The following is a 23,599-nucleotide window of genomic DNA, read 5'->3' as shown; positions in this document are numbered from 1 at the left end:
ACGGCTACGGCTACGGCAGCGCCAGCATCCGCTCCAGGGCCAGCTTGGCGAACGCCTCCGTCTCCTTGTCGACCTCGATGCGGTTGACCAGGTTGCCCTCGGCCAGCGACTCCAGGGTCCAGACCAGATGGGGGAGGTCGATGCGGTTCATGGTGGAGCAGAAGCAGACCGTCTTGTCGAGGAAGACGATCTCCTTGTCCTCGGAGGCGAACCGGTTCGCCAGGCGGCGGACCAGGTTCAGCTCCGTGCCGATCGCCCACTTGGAGCCGGCCGGGGCGGCCTCCAGGGCCTTGATGATGTACTCCGTCGAACCGACGTAGTCCGCCGCCGACACGACCTCGTGCCTGCACTCGGGGTGGACGAGGACGTTCACGCCGGGGATGCGCTCGCGGACGTCGTTCACCGAGTCCAGCGAGAAGCGGCCGTGGACCGAGCAGTGGCCGCGCCACAGGATCATCTTGGCGTCGCGCAACTGCTCCGCGGTGAGGCCGCCGTTGGGCTTGTGGGGGTTGTAGAGGACGCAGTCGTCCAGGGACATGCCCATGTCCCGGACGGCGGTGTTGCGGCCCAGGTGCTGGTCAGGGAGGAACAGGACCTTCTCGCCCTGCTCGAAGGCCCACTCCAGGGCGCGCTGCGCGTTCGACGAGGTGCAGATGGTGCCGCCGTGCTTGCCCGTGAACGCCTTGATGTCCGCGGACGAGTTCATGTACGAGACGGGCACCACCTGCTCGGCTATCCCGGCCTCGGTCAGCACGTCCCAGCACTCGGCGACCTGCTCGGCCGTCGCCATGTCGGCCATGGAGCAGCCGGCCGCGAGGTCGGGAAGGACCACCTTCTGGTCGTCCGAGGTCAGGATGTCGGCGGACTCGGCCATGAAGTGCACACCGCAGAACACGATGTACTCGGCCTCCGGGCGGGCGGCCGCGTCCCGGGCCAGCTTGAAGGAGTCGCCCGTGACATCGGCGAACTGGATGACCTCGTCGCGCTGGTAGTGGTGGCCGAGCACGAAGACCTTGTCGCCGAGCTTCTCCTTGGCCGCGCGGGCCCGCGCGACGAGGTCCGGGTCGGACGGGGAGGGCAGGTCGCCGGGACATTCGACGCCCCGCTCGCTCTTCGGGTCGGCCTCACGGCCGAGCAGCAGCAGGGCGAGCGGAGTCGGCTGTACGTCGAGCTCCGTGGTCTGGGCGGTGGTCACGACACGCACCCTTTCTACTTTTCGTCGTTCTGACGCTATCTATCATAACTGCTTCACGTCACTTTGACGATGGCCATAGCGTCGATGTGACATGAATCCCGGCGCCGAACGGGAGAGTGGCCGGCGGGTGGACGCGGGGTGGTCGCCCCGTGTGCAGGTCGCCGTGGGTGACGTCGGCGACCGCTGTGCGTGACTTCGGGCGTGTGCGAGCATGAAGACGTAGGAAAAACGCGAGAACGCGTGTGCCGGGCCGGAATGAATCAGCGGACCCGCCGGTTGCACTCGTCGGCAAGCAGTCTCCGTACAACCCGGGAGAGATGTAGATGTCCGTATCGGACGAGACCAGCACCGCCACCGACGGCATCGTTCTGAGCGACGCCGCCGCGGCCAAGGTCAAGGCCCTGCTGGACCAGGAAGGCCGTGACGACCTCGCCCTGCGTGTCGCCGTCCAGCCCGGTGGCTGCTCCGGCCTGCGCTACCAGCTCTTCTTCGACGAGCGTTCCCTCGACGGCGACGTCGTCAAGGACTTCGGCGGTGTCAAGGTCGTCACCGACCGCATGAGCGCCCCGTACCTGGGCGGCGCGTCGATCGACTTCGTCGACACCATCGAGAAGCAGGGCTTCACGATCGACAACCCGAACGCGACCGGTTCCTGCGCCTGCGGCGACTCCTTCAGCTGAGCCGACAGGTACAACGGAACGAAGGCGGGGGGCCCCCACCCGGAGGGGCCCCCGCCCTCCTGGGGGGTCCGCCCCCCTGCGGGGTCAGGGGCACCCCCCCCAGGAGGGCCCTGCCGTCCGTCCCGACCACCTTCCGGCCGTCCAGCGGCGCGTCCAGATGCACCGTCCGGTGGTACTGCTTGGCGATCATGACGCAGATCTTGTCCGGCCAGGGCGTCGCGGTCACCTTCACCACCACCTGCTCCGCGCTCTCGTCCGCCGTGGCCTTGTAGTCGGCGCACACCCCGCCGGTGAAGGCGACGATCAGATCACGGCCGTCGACCCTGTACCCGTCCACCTTCACGTCCTTCGTGCTCCCCGCCGAGGCGCCGGCGCTCGCCGAGGGCGTCGGCGAGGAGGCGGAGACCAGGTACGCCGGGTCCACCGCCGGATAGGTGACGGTGTACGCGTCCGCCGCCCCGCGCACCTGGAACAGCCAGGACGGCACCAGCGCCTGCCGGCCGGCGACGGACTGCGCGGCAAGGCCGAACACCGCCTTCTCGATCACGGCCGAGGACGCGGACGGCGTCGAAGCGGCGCACGGCTGCTCCAGCCGGTCCTTCAGCGGTACGGGACTGGCACAGCCGCCGACGCCCATCCGGTGGTCGGAGCGCGGCGCCGCGTTCATCAGGCCCAGCGTCTTCGCGGCGCTCAGCACCGGATACGTGTCGCCCTTCGCCGGCGTCGCGAGCATCCCGTTGCCGCCGACCACCTCGCCCTGCTTGCTGACGGTCAGCCCGGTCGTCCAGCCGTACGTCGGCAGCCCGCCGACCACCGGATCGGCGTTCACCACCCGCTGGGCGCCCATGACCTGGCTCGCGTCGAGCTTCGCGGCGTCCTGGCCGAGCGCCTTCAGCACCGGCGCCGCCGCCTTCTCGGCGTCGGCGACGCTCAACGGGTCACCGGCCGGCGCCACCGGGTCCTGCGCGCACAACAGGCCCCTCTTGCAGTTGTCGGTGCCCGGGGCGTAGCGGCTGTACGTCCAGATGCCCGGGGCGGCCCGGTTCACCTGGAGACTCCCGCCGGAGCCGTCGTTGTCGGTGCCGACCTTCCAGACCTGGCCCTCGGCCACCGGGGTCCCCTCGACCCCGAGCGCCTTCGCCAGCGCGGCGACCCGGTCCTTGGAGACCTCACCGGAGGGCTGGTACACGGTGGCCGAGCCGGGGCCGGCGGGAAGCGTCCCGCTCGCCTTGTAGGTCACGCCGTAGGGGTCGGGCTCGCCCGGGGCTATGCCGTTGCCGCCGGAGGAGTAGCCGTCCAGGGCGAGGGGCGGGGGCGTGGCACCGCCGGACGCGCCTGTGTCCGTACCGCCGGATCCGGATCCGGATCCGGTGTTCGCGGCGAGGAAGGCACCGCCGCCGCCGATCAGGAGGACGGCTGCGGCCACGGAGGCGATGACGAGGGCGGGGGAGCGGCGGCGGGTGGCGAGGTCATCGACCCCGGCTTCGATGTCGGCCGCGGCTTCGGCCTCGGGCGTCTCGGGCGCAGGGGGAGCGTCGGGGGCCTCGGCGGCAGGGGCCACGTCCGGCTCGGGGGCCTCCTCCGGCTCGGGAGCCGCATCGGGCTCGGCGGCGTCCTCCGGCTCGGCGGCCACTTCCGGGGCGGGCGCCTCCTCCGGCTCCGGAACCTCTTCCACGGCGCCCTCGGCGGACTCCGCGACGGGCTCCGCGGCGGCCTGTGCGTCGGCCTCCGCGGCCTCGGCCGTTTCCGCAGTCTTCGGCGACTCCGTGGCCTGCCGGGCCTCGGGGGACTCCCCGGTGCCGCCCGCGGCCGCGTCGTCGTCGTTCTCGGGTCGCTCGGTCTTCACCGCATCGCTCCTTGCCGTGTCGTATCCCGCCTCCCCTTCACGGGGGACGGCGATGGGACGCGGGAGGGGAGCGCGCGGTTCCCTGGGAACGCGCCGGGCGAGACTCAGTCGCCGTAGTCGGACATCGCGTCCAGCAGCCTGGCGGACTTCTTCGGCACGGTCACCCCGTGGATGAGTGACGGCGGCACGGGACGGGCATCGCTGTGATCAGGAACCGTCCAGTGCGGAGCCATCCGGGCGCAGTCCCCGCGCAGCGACGCGAGGTCGCCGTCGAGGTCGGCCGGAGCGGGGGCGTTGACCTTGAGGTTCGTCATGACGGAACCGTAAGCACGTCGGGCGCCGCGAAGAAAGATCTACTATCGGGTAGTTTTGGCACCTTCAGGGTGCCCCCGCCGACCCGGTAGCGTTAACTGTCAATCACGCCTCCCCCTCAGGAGAGTCCCAGCCGTGCGCATCGCAGTCACCGGCTCCATCGCCACCGATCACCTCATGACCTTCCCCGGCCGCTTCGCCGACCAGCTGGTCGCGGACCAGCTGCACACGGTCTCGCTGTCCTTCCTGGTCGACAACCTGGACGTACGACGGGGCGGCGTCGGCGCGAACATCGCGTTCGGCATGGGACAGCTCGGCACCCGGCCGATCCTGGTCGGCGCGGCGGGCTTCGACTTCGACGAGTACCGGGCCTGGCTCGACCGGCACGGCGTCGACACGGACTCCGTCCGCATCTCCGAGACCCTGCACACCGCGCGTTTCGTGTGCACGACCGACGCCGACCACAACCAGATCGGCTCCTTCTACACGGGTGCGATGAGCGAGGCCCGGCTGATCGAGCTGAAGACGGTGGCCGACCGGGTGGGCGGCCTCGACCTGGTCCTGATCGGCGCGGACGACCCGGAGGGCATGCTCCGCCACACGGAGGAGTGCCGGACCCGGTCCATCCCCTTCGCCGCCGACTTCTCCCAGCAGATCGCCCGGATGAACGGCGACGAGATCCGGATACTGCTGGAGGGCGCGACGTACCTCTTCTCGAACGAGTACGAGAAGGGGCTCATCGAGACGAAGACCGGCTGGAGCGACGAGGAGATCCTCGCGAAGGTCGGCCACCGGGTCACGACGCTCGGCGCGCGCGGGGTCCGCATCGAGCGGGTCGGCGAGGAGACCATCGAGGTCGGCTGCCCCGACGAGGAGCGCAAGGCCGACCCGACGGGTGTCGGCGACGCGTTCCGCGCCGGGTTCCTGTCCGGGCTCGCGTGGGGGGTCTCGCTGGAGCGGGCGGCTCAGGTGGGCTGCATGCTGGCGACGCTCGTCATCGAGACGGTGGGGACGCAGGAGTACCAGCTGCGGCGGGGGCACTTCATGGAGCGGTTCACCAAGGCGTACGGGGACGAGGCCGCCGAAGAGGTTCGGGGTTATCTGGTCTGAGTTTCGGGTGCGGCTGCGTGGGGGCTGGTCGCGCCCACGCGGCGGCAGCCGCAGATCGACACAGCCCCGCGCCCCCGAAGGGGGCGCTCAGCTGACCCGGCGGACCAAGTACGCCGTTCCCTTCTCTTCCTTCTCTGCACCCAGGTACTCCTGGCCCCGCATCTCGCACCACGCAGGGATGTCCAGGCGTGCCGCCTCGTCGTCCGACAGGACCCGGACCGTGCCGCCCACCGGCACGGTGCCGATGACCTTCGCCAACTCGATGACCGGGATCGGGCACCGCTTCCCGAGCGAGTCGACGACCGTCACCTCGGACCGGACCGCCGTTGTCGGCATCGGGGCGCCCAGCTTCTCCCGCACCGTGGCCACCACCCCCGGCAGCACCTCCAGGAAACGGTCGACATCCGCCTCCGTCGCCCCCGTCGGCAGGGACACCCGTACGTTCCCCTCGCTCAGCACTCCCATCGCCTTGAGCACATGGCTCGGCGTCAGGGTGCTGCTCGTGCAGGACGATCCGGACGACACGGAGAAGCCCTCCCGGTCGAGCTCGTGGAGCAGTGTCTCCCCGTCGACATAGAGACAGGAGAAGGTGACGATCCCGGGCAGCCGCAGCTCCGCCTCGCCCACCACCTCCACGTCCGGTACCGACTCCGGTACCCGCGCCCGGATCCGCGCCGTCAGTTCCCGTAGCCGTACGGCCTCCTGCTCGGCCTCCGCCCGTACGGCCCGCAGCGACGCGGCGGCCGCGACGATCGCCGGCAGGTTCTCGAAGCCGGGCGCCCGGCCCGACTCCCGCTCGTCGACGGCTCCTTGGGCGGCGAACCGGACCCCCTTGCGTACGACCAGCAGCCCGACCCCGCTCGGCCCGCCCCATTTGTGCGCGCTCGCCGTCAGCAACGACCAGTCGCCCTCGACCCGCCCCCACCCCAGCGACTGCGCCGCGTCCACCAGCAACGGCACCCCGGCCGCCCGGCACACCTCGGCCACCGCCGCCACCGGCTGCACGGTGCCCACTTCGTGGTTGGCCGACTGGAGGCACGCGAGCGCGGTGTCGGGGCGGAGAGCGGAGGCGTACGACTCCACCTCCACGGCTCCCGTCCGCTCCACCGCCACCCGGGTCACCTGTCCGCCCTCCGCCTCGAACACCTCGGCCGAATGGAGTACCGAGGAGTGTTCGACGGCTGACACGATCAGGTGACGTCCGACGCGACGACGACCGGCCAACGCCCCGGCGACGCCCGTGTGGACGGCCTTCGTGCCCGATGGAGTGAACGTCAGCTCGTCCGGCCGACAGCCGACGGCCTCGGCGGCCGCCTCCCGGGCGGCATCCAACAGCATCCGAGCCTTTCGCCCCTCCCGGTACAGCCGAGAGGGATCGGCCCACCCGTCGTCGAGTGATGCCAACAACGCCTGGCGGGCAACAGGATGGAGCGGGGCAGCGGACGCAGCGTCAAAGTAGGACACACGGCAACGTTAAAGCGCTCCTAAGGACAGCCGACCAAGGGGCGCGGGCTGTACCTATATGCGGCTCCGCCGCGCGGGCGCGACAAGCCACAACGCACCCGCACCCGCAACGCAAACCCCACCAACCCGAGCTATTAGGCGCCCATTCCCACCCCTACGGAGTGACCCGCGGCGCGTATGCCCCCCTCCCCGCGACCCCCTGAATCGCGTCGGCTAGGGTTTGGTCCGCATAAACATCCAAACCCCTGCCCGACGCAGGGCGGCGACCGACCAGCGAGAAGGCCGCAGCCGACCGCGCGGGCGAGACTCTCGGGAAGGCGCTACGTGAGTCCCAACGGCTCCGACCGCTCGCCGCGGCGCCCGATGCGGCGGAAGCTGCTGCAGGCAATGACCGCGGGCCTGGTCCTTGCGACCGCTACCGGTTGCACATACAAGGACTTCCCCCGCCTTGGTATGCCCACCCCGACCACGGAAGAGGCTCCGCGGATCCTCTCCCTGTGGCAGGGCTCCTGGGCCGCCGCGCTCGCCGTCGGCGTGCTGGTGTGGGGTCTGATCATCTGGAGCGCCATCTTCCACCGGCGCAGCCGCACCAAGATCGAGGTCCCGGCCCAGACCCGGTACAACATGCCGATCGAGGCCCTGTACACGGTGGTGCCGCTCATCATCGTCTCGGTGCTGTTCTACTTCACGGCCCGCGACGAGACGAAGCTGCTCAGCCTCACCGACAAGAAGCCGGACGTCACGGTCAACGTGGTCGGCTTCCAGTGGAGCTGGGGCTTCAACTACATCACGCCCGTCGACGGTGTCTCCGGCGACGCGAAGACCGACGCGAACCTGGCTGCCATTCCGGACCGGTTCAAGAAGGACTTCCCGGCGGCCGCCGGCGGTGTCTACGACGTCGGTACGCCCGGCACGAAGAACCCGCAGACCGGCAACCCCGGTCCGACGCTCTGGCTCCCTGAGGGCGAGACCGTCCGCTTCGTCCTCACCTCGCGTGACGTCATCCACTCCTTCTGGGTGGTGCCGTTCCTGATGAAGATGGACGTCATCCCGGGCCACACCAACGCGTTCCAGGTGACTCCCAACCAGGAGGGCACCTTCCTCGGCAAGTGTGCCGAGCTCTGCGGCGTCGACCACTCCCGGATGCTGTTCAACGTGAAGGTCGTCTCGCCCGAGCGTTACCAGCAGCACCTCAAGGACCTCGCCAAGAAGGGGCAGACCGGTTACATTCCCGCCGGCATCGCGCAGACGAGCCACGAGAAGAACCGGGAGACGAACAACCTGTGAGCATCCTCAACGAACCCCAGGGTGCCGCGGCAGCTGAAGGCTCTTACGCAGATGAGCTGCCGGTCAGGCGCAAGCAGCCCGGCAACGTGGTCGTCAAGTGGCTCACCACCACCGACCACAAGACCATCGGAACGCTGTATCTGGTCACGTCGTTCGCGTTCTTCCTGATCGGCGGTGTGATGGCGCTGCTGATGCGCGCCGAGCTCGCTCGCCCCGGTCTGCAGATCATGTCGAACGAGCAGTTCAACCAGGCGTTCACGATGCACGGCACGATCATGCTGCTGATGTTCGCGACGCCGCTGTTCGCCGGCTTCACGAACTGGATCATGCCGCTCCAGATCGGCGCTCCGGACGTGGCCTTCCCGCGGCTGAACATGTTCGCCTACTGGCTCTACCTGTTCGGCTCGACCATCGCGGTCGGCGGCTTCCTCACCCCGCAGGGTGCGGCCGACTTCGGCTGGTTCGCCTACTCGCCGCTGTCGGACGCGGTCCGCTCGCCGGGCATCGGCGCCGACATGTGGATCATGGGTCTGGCCTTCTCCGGCTTCGGCACCATCCTCGGTGCGGTCAACTTCATCACCACGATCATCTGCATGCGTGCGCCCGGCATGACCATGTTCCGGATGCCGATCTTCGTGTGGAACGTGCTGCTGACCGCCGTGCTGGTCCTGCTCGCCTTCCCCGTCCTCGCCGCCGCGCTGTTCGCGCTGGAGGCGGATCGGAAATTCGGGGCACATGTCTTCGACGCTGCAAACGGCGGAGCGCTGCTCTGGCAACACCTCTTCTGGTTCTTCGGCCATCCAGAGGTGTACATCATCGCGCTGCCGTTCTTCGGCATCATCTCCGAGGTCATCCCGGTCTTCTCCCGCAAGCCGATGTTCGGCTACATGGGTCTGATCGCGGCCACCATCTCGATCGCCGGTCTGTCCGTGACGGTGTGGGCCCACCACATGTACGTCACCGGAGGCGTGCTCCTCCCGTTCTTCTCCTTCATGACCTTCCTGATCGCGGTCCCGACCGGTGTGAAGTTCTTCAACTGGATCGGCACCATGTGGAAGGGATCGCTGTCCTTCGAGACACCGATGCTCTGGGCCACCGGCTTCCTGATCACCTTCACCTTCGGTGGTCTGACCGGTGTCATCCTGGCCTCGCCGCCGATGGACTTCCACGTCTCCGACTCGTACTTCGTGGTGGCCCACTTCCACTACGTGGTGTTCGGCACGGTCGTCTTCGCGATGTTCTCCGGCTTCCACTTCTGGTGGCCGAAGATGACGGGCAAGATGCTCGACGAGCGGCTCGGCAAGATCACCTTCTGGACGCTGTTCATCGGCTTCCACGGCACGTTCCTGGTGCAGCACTGGCTGGGCGCCGAGGGCATGCCGCGTCGTTACGCCGACTACCTGGCGGCCGACGGCTTCACCACCCTGAACACGATCTCGACGATCAGCTCCTTCCTGCTCGGCCTGTCGATCCTGCCGTTCCTCTACAACGTGTGGAAGACGGCCAAGTACGGCAAGCCGGTCGGCGTCGACGACCCGTGGGGCTACGGCCGTTCGCTGGAGTGGGCGACCTCCTGCCCGCCCCCGCGGCACAACTTCGTCACCCTGCCGCGGATCCGCAGCGAATCCCCGGCCTTCGACCTGCACCACCCTGAGATCGCCGCCCTGGAGCAGCTGGAGCACGGCCACGCCGTCGCCGCTGTCACGGGCAGCAAGGAGGCCGGCAAGTGAAGATCCAGGGCTGGATGTTCGTGTGGCTGAGCGTCTTCGTCCTCGCCATGGCCGGTGTCTATGGCGTGTGGTCGAAGGAGGCTGCCGGTACCACGGCGCTCTTCATGGCCTTCGGCCTGTGCCTCATGATCGGCTTCTACCTGACCTTCACGGCCTCCCGGGTGGACGCCGGTGCTCAGGACAACAAGGAAGCCGACGTCGCGGACGACGCCGGTGAGATCGGCTTCTTCAGCCCGCACAGCTGGCAGCCGCTCGCCCTCGGCGTCGGTGGCGCGCTGGCCTTCCTCGGTGTCGCCGTCGGCTGGTGGCTGCTGTACTTCGCGGCGCCCATCATCATGATCGGTCTCTTCGGCTGGGTGTTCGAGTACTACCACGGTGAGAACCGCACCCAGTAAGCACGCGCCGAGCGCACCGGGAGCCCGGACCCTCTGTCAGGAGGGTCCGGGCTCCCGCCGTTTCCGGCCCGCTCCCGCCTTCGGCGCACTGTCCGTCCCCCGTCCGGACTACCTGCCGCGCCGGTCCGGAAAACATCTCATAGTGTGACAATATGAGTCACTCTCCGTGCGCCCGTACCGTCGTCAGCTGCACCCTGCTGGTGATCGCCCTCGGTGTGGGCGTCACCGCCTGCGGTTCGGACGGCAACCCCCTCGCGGACAAGCCGTACGACGCGGCGGACCAGATCTCCTTCAACACCCCCACCGGTGCGGGGAAGCGGGCCGACCCCGACAAGCCCCTGGAGGTCGTCGCCAAGAGCGACGAGGACCGCATCACGGACGTCACGGCCGAGGACGCCACCGGTCGCCGTGTGGCGGGCGAACTCGACGCCGACGGCCACCGCTGGCACAGCACCTCCCCGCTGGCCGCCAACGCCCATTACACGGTCCAGATCAGTACCGAGGACGAGGACGGCGCGCAGGGCCGCAAGGTCCTCACCTTCGACACCAGCGTGCCCACCACCCGGCAGCGGCTGAAGGTCACCTTCGGCCCGAAGGCGGGCGAGTACGGCGTGGGCCAGCCGGTCACCGCCCAACTCGACCACGAGATCAAGGACAAGGCCCAGCGCGCCATCGTCGAGCGCGCCCTCAGGGTCGACTCCGTCCCGGCCGTGCAGGGCTCCTGGTACTGGGTGAGCGACAAGGAACTCCACTACCGGCCCAAGGACTACTGGCCCGCCCACGCCACCGTCCAGGTGCACAGCAACCTGGACGGCGTCAGGATCAGCGACCGCCTGTGGGGAGGCGCGGCCAAGCCCCTCAACCTCACCATCGGCGACAAGCTCCTCGCCATCACGGACGCCGCCGCCCACCAGCTGACGGTCTACAAGAACGACAAGGAGATCAACCAGATCCCCGTCACGACCGGCAAGACGGGCTACGAGACCCGCAACGGCGTCAAGGTCGTCCTGGAGAAGCAGTACTTCGTACGCATGCGCGGCACCACGGTCGGCATCGCCGAGGGCACCTCGGACTCGTACGACCTGCCGGTCTACTACGCCACCCGGGTGACCTGGTCGGGCGAGTACGTCCACGCCGCGCCCTGGTCGGTGGGCTCCCAGGGCTACGAGAACGTCAGTCACGGCTGCACCGGCATGAACACCTCGAACGCCGAGTGGTTCTTCGACACCTTCCACCCGGGTGACCTGGTGAAGGTCGTCAACTCCAACGGCAAGGAGATGGAGAACTTCGGCAACGGCTTCGGCGACTGGAACATCGCCTGGAAGGACTGGCGCAAGGGCAGCGCCCTCACCAACGGCACCCCGGACGGCCCGAAGCCGGAGGACGCGGCGAGAGTGCAGCCGGCCGCATTTTGAAACGCCCCCAGCGGCAAGCGCCCCGTAAGGGGCGCGGGGAACTGCGCGACCAGCCACACACGGCCCGCACTCGCGCACTCAGCCCGCGCCCCGCCCCACTAGGCGCTCAGCAGCCTCTTCTGCCGCAACAGCGAAGCAAGAGCCGAGGCGAACTCCACCGGCTCCACAGGCAGCGTCACAGCCGCGTCCGCCCGGCTCCACGTGGCCAGCCACGCATCCTGCGGCCGCCCGATCAGCACCAGCGCCGGCGGGCAGTTGAACACCTCGTCCTTGATCTGCCGGCACAACCCCATGCCCCCCAGCGGCACCGCCTCGCCGTCCAGGACGCACACGTCGATCCCGCCCTTGTCCAGCTCGGCGACGACCGCCTCGGGCGTCGCGCACTCCACGAACTCGACGAACGGCACATCGGGAGCCGGCCGCCGGCCGGCGGCCAGCCGTACCTGCTCGCGGGTGTTGGAGTCGTCGCTGTAGACCAGCACCGTGGCGGTCGGCTGCATTGTTCCTCCGAGACGTCAGCGTCGTACGGACAGGACCGATGCGCCGGATGCTACTCCCCTGAACACCTCGTCAACACCTGTTGGAACACCGCTTCGATGGGCCATCCGGGCAGTACACACGCTGCGGACACCCCGAACGGCACCCCCCGGAGTGAGCGCGAGATAAGCGACCGACATAATGTCGGTCGTGGCGACAGCAACGACAGTAGAAACCGGGCACGCGCACCCGTCGGTCAACAGGCCGAACCTCACCAGCGTCGGAACCATCATCTGGCTGAGTTCCGAGCTGATGTTCTTCGCGGCCCTCTTCGCGATGTACTTCACCCTGCGATCGGTGACCGGCGAGGCTCACTGGAAGGAGATGGCGAGCCATCTCAATCTTCCGTTCGCCGCGACCAACACCACGATCCTGGTGCTCTCCTCCCTCACCTGCCAGCTCGGCGTGTTCGCCGCCGAGCGCGGGGACGTGAAGAAGCTCCGGGGCTGGTTCATCGTCACCTTCATCATGGGTGCGATCTTCATCGGCGGTCAGATCTACGAGTACACGAACCTGGTCAGGGAGGACGGGATCTCCCTCTCCTCCGACCCGTACGGTTCGGTGTTCTACCTGACCACCGGCTTCCACGGCATGCACGTGACGGGCGGTCTCATCGCCTTCCTGTTCGTCCTGGGGCGCACCTACGCGGCGAAGAGGTTCACGCACGAGCAGGCGACCGCGGCCATCGTCGTGTCCTACTACTGGCACTTCGTCGACGTCGTCTGGATCGGCCTCTTCGCCACGATCTATCTGATCAAGTAGCCGGGCCGGCACCACGCGCCGTAGAAGCGCACTTTCCAGAAGCATCGACGCAGAAGATCCTGACACCGGGGTAATCCGTGAAAAAGCTCTCCGCACGACGACGCCATCCGCTGGCGGCGGTCGTCGTCCTACTCCTCGCGCTGGCATGCACAGGGGGGCTGTACGCCGCGTTCGCACCCGCGGGCAAGGCGCAGGCCGATGAAACATCTCAGTCCCTGACCATCGAGGAGGGCAAGAAGCTCTACTCGGTCGGCTGCGCCAGCTGCCACGGCACCGGCGGTCAGGGCTCGTCCGACGGCCCCAGCCTGGTGGGCGTGGGCGCCGCGGCCGTCGACTTCCAGGTCGGCACCGGCCGTATGCCGGCCGCCACCTCGCAGGGCCCGCAGGTCGTCGCGAAGAAGAACATCTACACCCAGGCCCAGATCGACCAGCTCGCGGCGTACATCGCCTCGCTGGGCGCCGGTCCCGAGGTCCCCACCTCGGAGCAGTACGGCCCGGACGGTGCCGACATCGCCAAGGGTGGCGAGCTCTTCCGCACCAACTGCGCGCAGTGCCACAACTTCGTGGGCTCGGGCGGTGCGCTGACCAAGGGCAAGTTCGCGCCGAGCCTTGAGGGCGTCGACCCGAAGCACATCTACGAGGCCATGCAGACGGGCCCGCAGAACATGCCGTCCTTCCCCGACACCACGCTGACGGAGAAGAACAAGAAGGACATCATCGCGTACCTGAACGCGGTCAACAGCAGCAACACGGAGAACCCCGGCGGTCTCGACCTGGGCGGCCTCGGGCCGGTCAGCGAGGGTCTGTTCGCGTGGATCTTCGGTCTCGGTGCACTGATCGCGGTCGCCGTCTGGGTCGCCGCTCGGACCGCAAAGGCCAAGAAGTCATGAGTAGCCAAGACATTCCAGAAGAGAACCTGCCCGCTGAGCAGGACCACACGCACGGCGCCGTGAGCGTCGCGGACGAGAAGGACCCGTTCACGGATCCCGGTCTGCCGCCCCACGAGCACCGGATCCAGGACATCGACGAGCGGGCCGCCAAGCGGTCCGAGCGCGTCGTGGCCATGCTGTTCACGGTGTCGATGCTGGCCACGGTCGGCTTCATCGCCTCCTATGTGACGATCCCGAAAGACAAGTCGATCTTCGTCTTCCCGATCGGTCACATCAGCGCGCTGAACTTCGCTCTGGGCCTGACCCTCGGTGCGGCGCTGTTCTGCATCGGCGCGGGCGCGGTCCACTGGGCCCGCACCCTGATGTCCGACGTGGAGGTCGCCGACGAGCGGCACGCCATCTCGGCCCCGCCGGAGGTCAAGGCCAAGGTCCTGGCCGACTTCAAGCAGGGTGCCAAGGAGTCGGCGATCGGCCGGCGCAAGCTGATCCGCACCACCATGTTCGGCGCGCTGACCCTGGTCCCGCTCTCCGGCGTCGTGCTGCTGCGCGACCTCGGCCCGCTGCCCGGCACCTCGCTGCGCCACACGGCGTGGTCGAAGGGCAAGCTGCTCGTCAACATGAACACCAACGAGCCGCTGCGTCCCTCCGACGTCGCCGTCGGCTCGCTGACCTTCGCCAAGCCCGAGGGCGTCGAGGAGTCCCAGGAGGACTTCCAGAACGTGATGGCGAAGGCGGCCCTGATGATCATCCGGCTGCAGCCGGACAACATCAAGGACAAGCGCGAGCTGGAGTGGTCGCACGAGGGGATCGTCGCCTACTCGAAGATCTGCACCCACGTGGGCTGCCCGATCTCGCTGTACGAGCAGCAGACCCACCACGTGCTCTGCCCGTGCCACCAGTCCACCTTCGACCTCTCCGACGGAGCCCGAGTGATCTTCGGCCCGGCCGGTCACGCCCTGCCGCAGCTGCGCATCGGCGTGAGCGAGGAGGGCTACCTCCAGGCGCTCGGCGACTTCGAGGAGCCCGTCGGGCCTGCCTTCTGGGAGCGCGGATGAGCACTACAGAGAACACCGAGTCCCGCGAACGCGGGACGGCGCCGGCCGGCGAGCGTGTCGCCGACTGGGCCGACGGACGGCTCGGGATCTACTCCCTCGCCAAGTCCAACATGCGCAAGATCTTCCCCGACCACTGGTCGTTCATGTTGGGCGAAGTGTGCCTGTACAGCTTCATCATCATCATCCTCACGGGTGTGTATCTGACGCTGTTCTTCCACCCGTCGATGAACGAGGTGGTGTACCACGGCAGCTACGTCCCGCTCCAGGGACAGATGATGTCCGAGGCGTTCAACTCGACCCTGCACATCTCCTTCGACGTGCGCGGTGGTCTGCTCATCCGGCAGATCCACCACTGGGCCGCGCTGATCTTCCTCGCCGGCATGTTCGTGCACATGATGCGCGTGTTCTTCACCGGCGCGTTCCGCAAGCCGCGTGAGATCAACTGGCTGTTCGGCTTCCTGCTGTTCGTCCTGGGCATGTTCACCGGCTTCACCGGTTACTCGCTCCCGGACGACCTGCTCTCCGGCACCGGTGTCCGCTTCACCGAGGGCGCGATCCTGTCCATGCCGATCGTCGGCACGTACATCTCGTTCTTCCTCTTCGGCGGGCAGTTCCCCGGCCACGACTTCGTCGCCCGGTTCTACTCGATCCACATCCTGCTGCTGCCGGGCATCATGCTCGGCCTGGTGGTGGGCCACCTGATCCTGGTCTTCTACCACAAGCACACGCAGTTCGCGGGTCCCGGAAAGTCCGAGAAGAACGTCGTCGGCATGCCGCTGCTGCCGGTCTACATGGCCAAGGCCGGAGGCTTCTTCTTCCTGGTCTTCGGTGTCATCGCGGCCATCGCGGCGACCACCCAGATCAACCCGATCTGGGCCATGGGCCCCTACCGTCCGGACCAGGTGTCCACCGGCGCCCAGCCCGACTGGTACATGGGCTTCGCCGAGGGTCTGATCCGTTACATGCCCGGCTGGGAGATCAACTTCTGGGGCCACACCCTGGTCCTGGGCGTCTTCATCCCGCTGGTCCTGTTCGGGCTGGTGCTGGGCGCGATCGCGCTCTACCCGTTCATCGAGTCCTGGGTCACCGGGGACAAGAGCGAGCACCACATCCTGGACCGCCCGCGCAACGCCCCGACCCGTACCGGGTTCGGCGTCGCCTGGGTGACCGTGTACATGATCGGCCTGATCGGTGGTGGCAACGACCTCATCGCCACCCACTTCCACCTGTCGATCAACGACGTGACCTGGTTCGTCCGGATCTTCTTCTTCGCCGGACCGGTGATCGCGTTCATCGTCACCAAGCGGATCTGCCTCGGCCTGCAGCGCCGGGACCGCGAGAAGGTGCTGCACGGTCGCGAGACCGGCATCATCAAGCGGCTGCCGCACGGTGAGTTCATCGAGGTCCACGAGCCGCTCTCGCAGGAGCAGCTGCACACCCTCACGGCGCACCACCAGTACGAGCCGGCCCAGGTCGGCCCGGCGGTCGACGAGAACGGTGTCGAACGCAAGATCAAGGGGTCCGAGAAGCTCCGCGCCAAGCTGAGCAACGCCTACTACGGCGAGGACAACCAGATCCCGAAGCCGACCGTCGAGGAGTACAAGGAGATCACGAGCGGCCACGGCCACCACTGATCCACCGCGTCGCCACGCCACAGCCGAAGGGCCCTCGTCCGTACACCGGACGGGGGCCCTTCGCGGTGCCCGGAGCTGGATAGGGTAGGCGGTGAGACCTTCATTTCGCGTACGACGATCAGGAGCGGCCTTATGAGCGCTGTGACCCCCGCTGGAGGCGACATCGCGGCGGGCCGTTCCTGGCCCGGGGTACTGAACGCCCTGCTGTACGGCAAGGACCAGAGCGCCGACGCGACGGCCTGGGCGATGGACCAGATCATGCGCGGCCAGGCGACCGACGCCCAGATCGCGGGCTTCGTCGTCGCCCTGCGCGCCAAGGGCGAGACGGTCGAGGAGATCAACGGCCTCGTCCGCACGATGTACGAGCACGCCAACGTCATCGAGGTGCCGGGCCGCACCGTCGACGTCGTCGGGACCGGCGGTGACGGCGCGAAGACGGTGAACATCTCCACGATGTCGGCGCTGGTGGTGGCCGGCACCGGGGCGAAGGTCGTCAAGCACGGCAACCGCGCGGCCTCCTCCGCGTCCGGGGCCTCGGACGTCCTGGAGAAGCTGGGCGTCAATCTCGACCTGACCCCGCAGCGGGTCGCCGAGGTCGCCGAGGAGGCGGGCATCACCTTCTGCTTCGCCATCAAGTTCCATCCGGCGCTGCGTCACGCGGGCGCCGCACGCGGCCAGTTGGGCATCCGCACGGTCTTCAACATCCTCGGCCCGCTGACCAACCCCGCGAAGGTCCGGGCCCAGGCGGTCGGCGTCGCGGACCCGCGCATGGCCCCCGTGGTCGCGGGCGTCTTCGCGGAGCGCGGCAACTCCTCCCTGGTCTTCCGCGGCGACGACGGCCTCGACGAGCTGACGACGACCGCCGCGTCCCATGTCTGGATCGTCCGCGACGGCAAGGTCGCGGAGGAGACCTTCGACCCCCGTGACGTCGGCATCGACCTGGTCCCCGTGGAGGCGCTGCGGGGCGGTGACCCGTCGTACAACGCGGAGGTCGCCCGCAGGCTGCTGGACGGCGAGCAAGGGCCGGTACGGGACGCGGTGCTGCTCAATTCGGCGGCGGCCCTGGTGGCCCTGGACCCCGGCACGGGGACGCTCGCCGAGCAGCTCCGGGCGGGCATGGACAAGGCGGCGGAGTCGATCGACTCGGGCTCGGCCAAGCGGGCGCTGGAGCGCTGGGCGGCGGCGACGAACAGGTAGGCGGCGCGGTCGGCGGGCTGAGGCGGGGCTCGGCGCCGCCGGGCGCCGCCGTCGTGGCTGATCGCCGTTGCGGCGGAGAAGGAGGAAACTCTTCCGCCGCTGCAACGGCGATCAGCCGTACACGGCCCTCTCGGCGGTGCCCAGCCGGCGTGGGCCCCTGCGGGTGTCCCGTCATCCGGACAGGAGTTGCGCGTCCGCGATCACTTCATCTACGTTTCTTGCCAGGTCATGAGTGACAGTCATGAGGCCCCGGCCGACTGTCCGGCAACCCTCCGTCCGTGGCGGGGTGCCCCGGGTGAAGACCAGGCCGTAGGCAGCGAGGTCTACGGCAAGCGCGGACCCCTCGTACACCAGGGGTCCTGGTCGTCGAGGAGTCTTCTGTGAGCAAGCGAATGCGATAGGGCCGCAGAGCCCCGCCTCCGCATCCCCTTTTCCTTTTTCTCCGTGCCGGAGCCGCGGTCGTCCGCGCGCTCGCACGGTGATTCCGGCTTGCCTCTCACGGGAGTTCCGTCATGTCTGTCTCCACCGCTGCCTCCGCCCAGTCGCTTTGTTCCCCGCTGCCCGTTCTGGGTAGGGATGTCATCGTCCCGCTGGTCACCGGCGGCGAGGTCACCTACGCCGCCCTCGACTACGCGGCCAGCGCCCCCGCCCTCCAGCGGGTCTGGGACGACGTGGCGGCGTACGCGCCCTACTACGGCAGCGTCCACCGCGGCGCCGGCTACCTCTCCCAGCTCTCCACGGACCTCTTCGAGAACGCCCGCCGGACCGTCGCCGAGTTCCTCGACTGCCGCCCCGACGACCAGCTGATCTTCACCCGCTCCACCACCGACTCCCTGAACCTGCTCGCCGCCGCCGTCCCCGCCGACTGCCAGGTCTTCGTCTTCGAGACCGAGCACCACGCGAGCCTGCTTCCCTGGAAGGACGCCCGGGTCACCTACCTCAACGCGCCCCGCACCCCGCGGCAGGCCGTCGAGACCCTGGAACGCGCCCTCGCCGACCGCGACCCCTACGGCCCGGCCCTGGTCTGCGTCACCGGCGCCTCCAACGTCACCGGCGAGCTGTGGCCGGTCCGCGAGCTGGCGGCCGCCGCGCACGCGCACGGCGCCCGGATCGTCCTGGACGCCGCCCAGCTGGCCCCGCACCACCCCGTGTCCGTCCGGGACCTGGACGTCGACTGGGTCGCCTTCTCGGGCCACAAGCTGTACGCCCCCTTCGGCTCCGGTGTCCTGGCCGGCCGCGCCGACTGGCTCCGGGCGGCCGACCCCTACCTCGCGGGCGGCGGCGCCAGCCGCAAGGTCACCCGGCGCGAGGACGGGGGAGTGGCCGTGGAGTGGCACGAGAGCGCGGCGCGGCACGAGGCGGGCTCCCCGAACGTCATCGGCGCCTACTCCATCGCCTCCGCCTGCAAGGCGCTCACCGAGGCCGGCTTCGACACTCTGGTCGCCCGCGAGCAGTACCTGATCGAGAAGGTGCGGGCGGGGCTGGCCGAGGTCCCCGAGGTCCGGGTCCTCTCCCTCTTCGGTGACGACGCCCCGCGCGTCGGCGTGATCAGCTTCGTGGTGGACGGCTGGAACAGCTCCCACTTCGCCGCCGCCCTCTCCGCCGAGTACGGCATCGGCGTCCGCGACGGCCTCTTCTGCGCCCACCCGCTGGTCAGGACGCTGCTGGGCTCCGACCCCCAGACCCAGGGCGAGTGCGGGGCGCCGGAGGCGGCACCGGGCGAGAAGTCGCTCAACGCGATCCGGGTGAGCTTCGGCGCGGGGACGCCGGACGAGCATGTCGAGCGTTTCGTGACGGCGGTACGGGAACTGGTGACCGACGGCGCGAAGTGGTCGTACCGCACAGAAGAGGGTCGCTGCGTCCCGGCGGTGTGATCAGCGCCCCGTAAGGGGCGCGGGGAACTGTGTGCTCGGCCCCCACCGGCCCGCAGCCGGGCACGAAGCACCGTGGCCCCCGCGCGGGTCCGTCGTGGCTGGTCGCGCAGTTCCCCGCGCCCCTTACGGGCGCTTCAGCTGTCCAGGCCGATCGCGAACGCCGCCTCCAGGTCGTGCTGGGAGTACGTGCGGAACGCGACGTGGGTGTCCGTGGCCTCCACGCCGGGGATCTTGCTGATGGAGCCGGGGATGACCTCGGCCAGGTCCTCGTGCTGCTTCACCCGGACCATGGCGATCAGGTCGTACGTACCGGTGACGGAGAAGACCTCGCTGACACTGTCCAGCGAGGCGATCCGTTCCGCGATCTCGGGGATCCGGTCCACGCTGGTCTTGATGAGGACGATCGCGGTGATCACGGCTGGTTCTCTCCCTCGGGTGCCGGAGCTCGGGCGGTTCTCACTTTAGTCGTACGGCCGTATCGCACCCACGCGTAGCCGAAGCCGAGTCCGAAGCCGACGAGGTGGGCGAGGTAGGCCACGCCGGGGCCGGAGGGGGCCTCGTTCAGGGCCAGCCACTGCAGGGCCGCCCAGAAGGGGAGGACCACCCAGGCCGGGAAGCGGAGCGGGAGGAAGAAGAGGAAGGGCAGGAGACTGGTCACGCGGGCGCTGGGGAACAGGTACAGGAACGCGCCGAGGACCCCCGAGATCGCCCCGGACGCCCCCACCAGCGACTGCTGGGACGTGGCGTTGGCGGCCGCGTAGCCGAGCAGCGCGAGGTAGCCGCAGCCGATGTAGAAGAGCGTGAACTCCACGCGGCCCATCCGTTCCTCGGTCATCGCCCCGAAGACGAAGAGGAAGAGCATGTTGCCGAGCAGGTGCACCCAGCTGCCGTGGACGAACAGCGCCGTGGCCGGGGTGAGCGCCTCCCGCGCCGGACCGTCGAACACGTCGGCGGGAACCACCCCCCAGCGCCGGAAATACGCCCGCTGCGCGGCCGCCAGGGCCTCCCCGGTGCCGTAGGACGGGGTGAGACCGGAGGCGGGGCCGAGCACGAAGATCAGGCAGCACACGGCGATCAGGGTGTACGTCATGGGCGCGGACGTGCCCCTCAGGCTCCGCAGGGTCCGGGCGGCCGTCGTGTTCCAGTTGCCGATCATGGACATAGAGCATGGCGTAACGGGATGCAGTGGTGCAGATCGCCTCGCCGCCGCAGATGGGGCGGCATCGAGTACCCGCCAGGCCGTAGGGTTACGAGCCACACGCGTCGGGACGGCGCGTCACGGACACTAGAAGGAAGCGAACAAGCCACGATGACGGTTCCCCTGCCGACCGCCACGACGCGGTGGCGCTGCACCCTCTGCGGCAACCTCACGCGCTTCGACGTGACCCGCTCGTCGAAGGTGGTCGAGTACGTGCACCTCGACCTGGCCGGTGAGCCCAGGGTCGAGGAGCGCGAGGTGGTCAGTGAGACCATCGAGTCGGTGCGCTGCCGCTGGTGCAACGCGGTGGACCAGGTGGAACTGGTGGACAGGCCGGGTGCCGACTCCTGATACCGGGAGCCGGCCCCGTACAGGTGATGGGGTGTGACGGATGGTGGAGACCACAGGCGGGGGGCCGGGCGACGGCACCGCCGAGGTGCTTGACCGTCCGTTGCCCGACGGTGTGCGACGGCGGGTCGTCCAGATCGTGTCGGACGGCTTCGGCGGGCTGACCCTCGCCGAACTGCCCGCACAGCTGCGACAGTACGCCCGGTTCGCCCCGAATCGTCGCGCCAAGTTCGCCGGGAACGCGATGGCGGCCGCGCTGGAGACGGACACCCTCTTCCGGCAGCGGATCGGGGAGAAGCTGAGAGAGGCCCAGCCGGAACTGGCCGGCGCCCTGGACTCAGGCTCCCCGCCCCCGGCCGCGGACCCGCTCGACGTGGCGGCCGCGGCCTATGTACTGCGCCCCACGGGCTGGGTGAAGCTGGTGGCGGCGGCCGGCGAGGAGGCCCAGCGGGCCGACGCCGAGCGGGCCGACGAGGAGAGCCGGGCCGAACTGGAGCGGCTGCGCGAGGAGCTGGACCGGGCGCGGGAGCAGACCCGGGCCGAGACGGAGCGGCTGCGCGCCGAGCTGGACGCGGCCAAGAAGGAAGCGGAATCGCTTCATCGCAAGCTGCGGGCCGCACTGAGTGACGTCAAGCGCGGTGAGGCCGCCCTGCGCAAGATGCAGGGCGAGATGGAGGCGGGGCGGACCGAGGGGCAGGCCCAGGTGTCCGCCGCCGAGAGCGAGAGCCGGCGGCTCAAGGCCCGGCTCGGCGAGGTCGAGGCGGCCCTGGAGGCCAGCCGCCGGGCCGCCCGTGAGGGGCGCAGCGTCGAGGACATGCGGCTGCGGCTGCTGCTCGACACCGTCCTCGACGCGGCCCAGGGGCTGCGCCGGGAGCTGGCCCTGCCGCCGGTGTCGATGCGGCCCGCCGAGACCGTGGATGCCGTCGAACCGGGACGAATGACCCCGAAGGACATCGCGGCGCGCGCACTGTCCGAGAACGACCCGGCCATCCTCAACCAGCTGCTCGCCCTTCCCCAGGCGCACTTGGTCGTCGACGGCTACAACGTGACCAAGACCGGCTATCCGCAGATGCCGCTGGAGAAGCAGCGGCTGCGGCTGCTCGGCCAGCTCTCCCAGCTCGCCGCCCAGACCGGCGCCGAGGTCACCTGTGTCTTCGACGGCGCCGAGCTGGCCGCGCCGGTGCTGCTCGCCCCGCCGCGCGGGGTCCGGGTGCTGTTCTCGAAGCCCGGTGTCACCGCGGACGAGTTGATCCGTCAGCTGGTGCGCGCCGAGCCGCCGGGCCGTCCGGTGATCGTCGCCTCGACCGACCGCGAGGTCGCCGACGGGGTCGCGAAGGCGGGTGCCCGTCCGGTGGCTTCTGCGATGCTTCTGAAGCGACTGTCCTGAACGTGCAACCCGCATATGCAATGCCCGAATTGACCGAACCGTCACGCAACGTAGCGTCAATCGCGCATTACTGCTCGTGAGTTATGTGCAAAGAGTGCGTTGCGTGACCACTTTTTTGGCTGCTGGGTTTGAACTGATCACAGGTAGGTCACTAGGGTCTGGGCTCGAACCTCCACACGGGTGATCACTCAAACGAAGGAGCCCGTCTCCGTGGCGTCCCATCGTCGACTGAAGCAGCCGAGTCGTGCGCGCGTGACCGTGCTCACCACCGCGGCCGCCGCCGCTGTAGTCCTCAGCGCCAACGCCGCCAACGCGGCGCCCAGCGAGAAGCTGACCAAGGACGAGGTCAAGGCGAAGGTCGACAAGCTCTACGAGGAGGCCGAGCAGGCCACCGAGAAGCTCGACGGGGCCAAGGACAAGCAGCAGAAGCTGCAGAAGGAAATATCCACGATCCAGGACAACGTGGCCCGTGGTCAGGAAGACCTCAACAAGCTGCGGGACAGCCTCGGTTCGCTGGCCACCGCGCAGTACCGCTCGGGCGGCATCGACCCGTCGGTCCAGCTCTTCCTCTCGTCCGACCCGGACGACTACCTCGACAAGGCGTCCACGCTCGACCAGTTGAGCAGCCAGCAGGTCGAGGCCCTGAAGAAGATTCAGGACAAACAGCGCGAACTCGCCCAGGAGCGGGCAGAGGCCTCCGACAAGCTCAAGGACCTCTCCGCCACCCGCACCGAGCTGGCCAAGCAGAAGTCGGCCGTCCAGGGCAAGCTCGCCGACGCGCAGAAGCTGCTCAACACCCTGACGGCCAAGGAGAAGGCCGCGCTCGACGCCGAGCAGGCCCAGGCCGCCAGCCGCGCCTCCTCGCGCGTGGACCTCGGCAACACGGGCTCCGCCTCCGGCCGGGCCGCCAGCGCTTTCGCCGCCGCCCAGTCCGTGATCGGCTCGCCGTACGTCTACGGCGCCTCCGGCCCGTCCTCCTTCGACTGCTCGGGCCTGACCTCCTGGGCCTATGCCCAGGCCGGCGTCACCATCCCGCGCACCTCCGAGGCACAGGCCAACGCCGGCACCCGCATCTACAGCGCGAGCGACCTCAAGGTCGGCGACCTGGTCATCTTCTACGGCGACTACCACCACGTCGGCCTCTACGCCGGCAACGGCCAGGTGCTGCACGCCCCGCACACCGGCGCCGTCGTGCGCTACGAGGCGATGAGCGACATGACCTTCGAGTTCGGCGTCCGTATCTGACCGCACCGGGTGACGCCGACACCCGTACGGCCGAAGAT

Annotated in this window: 22 protein-coding genes and 1 riboswitch; of the genes, 15 read left to right on the top strand and 7 right to left on the bottom strand. The window is 69.0% G+C overall.

Annotated elements, in window-relative coordinates; translation table 11 throughout:
• Positions 1 to 10: 10 nt before the first annotated feature.
• A complete protein-coding gene (gene nadA / locus KVT45_RS02165; protein WP_217544696.1) occupies positions 11 to 1,195 on the bottom strand; it encodes a quinolinate synthase NadA in 1,185 nt (394 codons plus the stop codon).
• A gap of 323 nt (positions 1,196 to 1,518) precedes the next feature.
• On the opposite strand from nadA, the gene KVT45_RS02160 reads away from it, so the two are divergent.
• Positions 1,519 to 1,875, top strand: a complete 357-nt coding sequence (locus tag KVT45_RS02160; protein WP_107906994.1) for an iron-sulfur cluster assembly accessory protein — start codon at positions 1,519 to 1,521, stop codon at positions 1,873 to 1,875.
• Here KVT45_RS02160 and KVT45_RS02155 read toward each other — a convergent pair.
• Positions 1,868 to 3,721 carry a hypothetical protein gene (locus KVT45_RS02155; protein WP_308310618.1) on the bottom strand — a complete coding sequence of 618 codons (1,854 nt, stop codon included), beginning with the start codon at positions 3,719 to 3,721 and terminating at the stop codon, positions 1,868 to 1,870. The two genes, KVT45_RS02160 and KVT45_RS02155, sit on opposite strands and share 8 nt — an antisense overlap.
• Positions 3,722 to 3,825: 104 nt before the next feature.
• Entirely contained in the window at positions 3,826 to 4,035 is a 210-nt protein-coding gene (locus tag KVT45_RS02150; protein WP_217544694.1) for a hypothetical protein, read from the bottom strand.
• A 133-nt stretch (positions 4,036 to 4,168) separates the two neighbouring features.
• Between KVT45_RS02150 and KVT45_RS02145 the strand changes: the two genes are divergently transcribed.
• On the top strand, positions 4,169 to 5,143 hold the full coding sequence (locus KVT45_RS02145; protein WP_217544692.1) for a carbohydrate kinase family protein: 975 nt from the start codon (positions 4,169 to 4,171) through the stop codon (positions 5,141 to 5,143).
• Between the two features lie 87 nt (positions 5,144 to 5,230).
• On the opposite strand, the gene KVT45_RS02140 is transcribed toward KVT45_RS02145, so the two are convergent.
• Entirely contained in the window at positions 5,231 to 6,607 is a 1,377-nt protein-coding gene (locus KVT45_RS02140; protein WP_217544690.1) for a cysteine desulfurase/sulfurtransferase TusA family protein, read from the bottom strand.
• A gap of 324 nt (positions 6,608 to 6,931) precedes the next feature.
• Here KVT45_RS02140 and coxB point away from each other — a divergent pair, with 324 nt between their 5' ends.
• From coxB to KVT45_RS02120, 4 genes are all read left to right on the top strand, one after another.
• Positions 6,932 to 7,894, top strand: coding sequence for a cytochrome c oxidase subunit II (gene coxB / locus KVT45_RS02135; protein ID WP_217544688.1), 963 nt, complete (start codon positions 6,932 to 6,934; stop codon positions 7,892 to 7,894).
• On the top strand, positions 7,891 to 9,624 hold the full coding sequence (gene ctaD / locus KVT45_RS02130) for a cytochrome c oxidase subunit I (RefSeq protein WP_217544686.1): 1,734 nt from the start codon (positions 7,891 to 7,893) through the stop codon (positions 9,622 to 9,624). Before coxB ends, ctaD begins: the two co-directional genes overlap by 4 nt.
• A complete protein-coding gene (locus KVT45_RS02125) occupies positions 9,621 to 10,019 on the top strand; it encodes a cytochrome c oxidase subunit 4 (protein WP_217544685.1) in 399 nt (132 codons plus the stop codon). The genes ctaD and KVT45_RS02125 overlap by 4 nt, the downstream gene beginning before the upstream one ends.
• A 152-nt stretch (positions 10,020 to 10,171) precedes the next feature.
• Complete coding sequence (locus KVT45_RS02120; RefSeq protein WP_217544683.1) at positions 10,172 to 11,434, top strand: Ig-like domain-containing protein; 1,263 nt, start codon at positions 10,172 to 10,174, stop codon at positions 11,432 to 11,434.
• Positions 11,435 to 11,532: 98 nt separating this feature from the next.
• On the opposite strand, the gene KVT45_RS02115 is transcribed toward KVT45_RS02120, so the two are convergent.
• Entirely contained in the window at positions 11,533 to 11,934 is a 402-nt protein-coding gene (locus KVT45_RS02115) for a hypothetical protein (RefSeq protein WP_217544681.1), read from the bottom strand.
• A 178-nt stretch (positions 11,935 to 12,112) separates the two neighbouring features.
• Here KVT45_RS02115 and KVT45_RS02110 point away from each other — a divergent pair, with 178 nt between their 5' ends.
• The 6 genes from KVT45_RS02110 (at position 12,113) to KVT45_RS02085 (ending at position 19,383) form a co-directional block, all read left to right on the top strand.
• Positions 12,113 to 12,733, top strand: coding sequence for a heme-copper oxidase subunit III (locus KVT45_RS02110; RefSeq protein WP_217544679.1), 621 nt, complete (start codon positions 12,113 to 12,115; stop codon positions 12,731 to 12,733).
• A gap of 77 nt (positions 12,734 to 12,810) precedes the next feature.
• Entirely contained in the window at positions 12,811 to 13,623 is an 813-nt protein-coding gene (locus KVT45_RS02105; RefSeq protein WP_217544677.1) for a cytochrome c, read from the top strand.
• Positions 13,620 to 14,678: a ubiquinol-cytochrome c reductase iron-sulfur subunit gene (locus KVT45_RS02100; protein WP_217544675.1), complete on the top strand. Its 1,059-nt coding sequence runs from the start codon at positions 13,620 to 13,622 to the stop codon at positions 14,676 to 14,678. Before KVT45_RS02105 ends, KVT45_RS02100 begins: the two co-directional genes overlap by 4 nt.
• Complete coding sequence (locus tag KVT45_RS02095; protein ID WP_217544673.1) at positions 14,675 to 16,312, top strand: ubiquinol-cytochrome c reductase cytochrome b subunit; 1,638 nt, start codon at positions 14,675 to 14,677, stop codon at positions 16,310 to 16,312. The genes KVT45_RS02100 and KVT45_RS02095 overlap by 4 nt, the downstream gene beginning before the upstream one ends.
• A gap of 132 nt (positions 16,313 to 16,444) precedes the next feature.
• Positions 16,445 to 17,509 (top strand): anthranilate phosphoribosyltransferase, encoded by a 1,065-nt coding sequence (gene trpD, locus KVT45_RS02090; protein ID WP_217544671.1) that lies wholly within the window; start codon positions 16,445 to 16,447, stop codon positions 17,507 to 17,509.
• A gap of 224 nt (positions 17,510 to 17,733) precedes the next feature.
• A riboswitch (SAM riboswitch) is annotated at positions 17,734 to 17,850 on the top strand.
• 171 nt (positions 17,851 to 18,021) lie between these two features.
• Positions 18,022 to 19,383 (top strand): aminotransferase class V-fold PLP-dependent enzyme, encoded by a 1,362-nt coding sequence (locus tag KVT45_RS02085; protein ID WP_217544669.1) that lies wholly within the window; start codon positions 18,022 to 18,024, stop codon positions 19,381 to 19,383.
• A 134-nt stretch (positions 19,384 to 19,517) separates the two neighbouring features.
• Here KVT45_RS02085 and KVT45_RS02080 read toward each other — a convergent pair whose 3' ends face one another.
• Both KVT45_RS02080 and KVT45_RS02075 read right to left on the bottom strand, forming a co-directional pair.
• Positions 19,518 to 19,799, bottom strand: coding sequence for an Lrp/AsnC family transcriptional regulator (locus KVT45_RS02080; protein ID WP_217544667.1), 282 nt, complete (start codon positions 19,797 to 19,799; stop codon positions 19,518 to 19,520).
• Positions 19,796 to 20,539, bottom strand: a complete 744-nt coding sequence (locus KVT45_RS02075; RefSeq protein WP_217544873.1) for a rhomboid family intramembrane serine protease — start codon at positions 20,537 to 20,539, stop codon at positions 19,796 to 19,798. The genes KVT45_RS02080 and KVT45_RS02075 overlap by 4 nt, the downstream gene beginning before the upstream one ends.
• 153 nt (positions 20,540 to 20,692) lie before the next feature.
• On the opposite strand from KVT45_RS02075, the gene KVT45_RS02070 reads away from it, so the two are divergent.
• From KVT45_RS02070 to KVT45_RS02060, 3 genes are all read left to right on the top strand, one after another.
• Positions 20,693 to 20,932, top strand: a complete 240-nt coding sequence (locus KVT45_RS02070) for a hypothetical protein (protein ID WP_189947664.1) — start codon at positions 20,693 to 20,695, stop codon at positions 20,930 to 20,932.
• Between the two features lie 40 nt (positions 20,933 to 20,972).
• Positions 20,973 to 22,316, top strand: coding sequence for an NYN domain-containing protein (locus KVT45_RS02065; protein ID WP_217544666.1), 1,344 nt, complete (start codon positions 20,973 to 20,975; stop codon positions 22,314 to 22,316).
• 210 nt (positions 22,317 to 22,526) lie between these two features.
• Positions 22,527 to 23,561, top strand: coding sequence for a C40 family peptidase (locus KVT45_RS02060; RefSeq protein ID WP_217544664.1), 1,035 nt, complete (start codon positions 22,527 to 22,529; stop codon positions 23,559 to 23,561).
• Positions 23,562 to 23,599 lie beyond the last annotated feature (38 nt).

Origin of the sequence: Streptomyces sp. GbtcB6 (assembly GCF_019091475.1) — a bacterium.
Taxonomy (GTDB): domain Bacteria; phylum Actinomycetota; class Actinomycetes; order Streptomycetales; family Streptomycetaceae; genus Streptomyces; species Streptomyces hyaluromycini.
This window is presented reverse-complemented; position numbering and strand designations above follow the sequence as displayed.

What these genes read in the sequence shown, in the direction of transcription:
- KVT45_RS02160 (WP_107906994.1), top strand. Translation starts at nt 1,519, where the DNA reads ATGTCCGTATCGGACGAGACCAGCACCGCCACCGACGGCATCGTTCTG.
- KVT45_RS02150 (WP_217544694.1), bottom strand. Translation starts at nt 4,035, where the DNA reads ATGACGAACCTCAAGGTCAACGCCCCCGCTCCGGCCGACCTCGACGGC.
- KVT45_RS02120 (WP_217544683.1), top strand. Translation starts at nt 10,172, where the DNA reads ATGAGTCACTCTCCGTGCGCCCGTACCGTCGTCAGCTGCACCCTGCTG.
- KVT45_RS02115 (WP_217544681.1), bottom strand. Translation starts at nt 11,934, where the DNA reads ATGCAGCCGACCGCCACGGTGCTGGTCTACAGCGACGACTCCAACACC.
- KVT45_RS02110 (WP_217544679.1), top strand. Translation starts at nt 12,113, where the DNA reads ATGTCGGTCGTGGCGACAGCAACGACAGTAGAAACCGGGCACGCGCAC.
- KVT45_RS02100 (WP_217544675.1), top strand. Translation starts at nt 13,620, where the DNA reads ATGAGTAGCCAAGACATTCCAGAAGAGAACCTGCCCGCTGAGCAGGAC.
- KVT45_RS02095 (WP_217544673.1), top strand. Translation starts at nt 14,675, where the DNA reads ATGAGCACTACAGAGAACACCGAGTCCCGCGAACGCGGGACGGCGCCG.
- trpD (WP_217544671.1), top strand. Translation starts at nt 16,445, where the DNA reads ATGAGCGCTGTGACCCCCGCTGGAGGCGACATCGCGGCGGGCCGTTCC.
- KVT45_RS02085 (WP_217544669.1), top strand. Translation starts at nt 18,022, where the DNA reads ATGTCTGTCTCCACCGCTGCCTCCGCCCAGTCGCTTTGTTCCCCGCTG.
- KVT45_RS02075 (WP_217544873.1), bottom strand. Translation starts at nt 20,539, where the DNA reads ATGATCGGCAACTGGAACACGACGGCCGCCCGGACCCTGCGGAGCCTG.
- KVT45_RS02070 (WP_189947664.1), top strand. Translation starts at nt 20,693, where the DNA reads ATGACGGTTCCCCTGCCGACCGCCACGACGCGGTGGCGCTGCACCCTC.
- KVT45_RS02065 (WP_217544666.1), top strand. Translation starts at nt 20,973, where the DNA reads ATGGTGGAGACCACAGGCGGGGGGCCGGGCGACGGCACCGCCGAGGTG.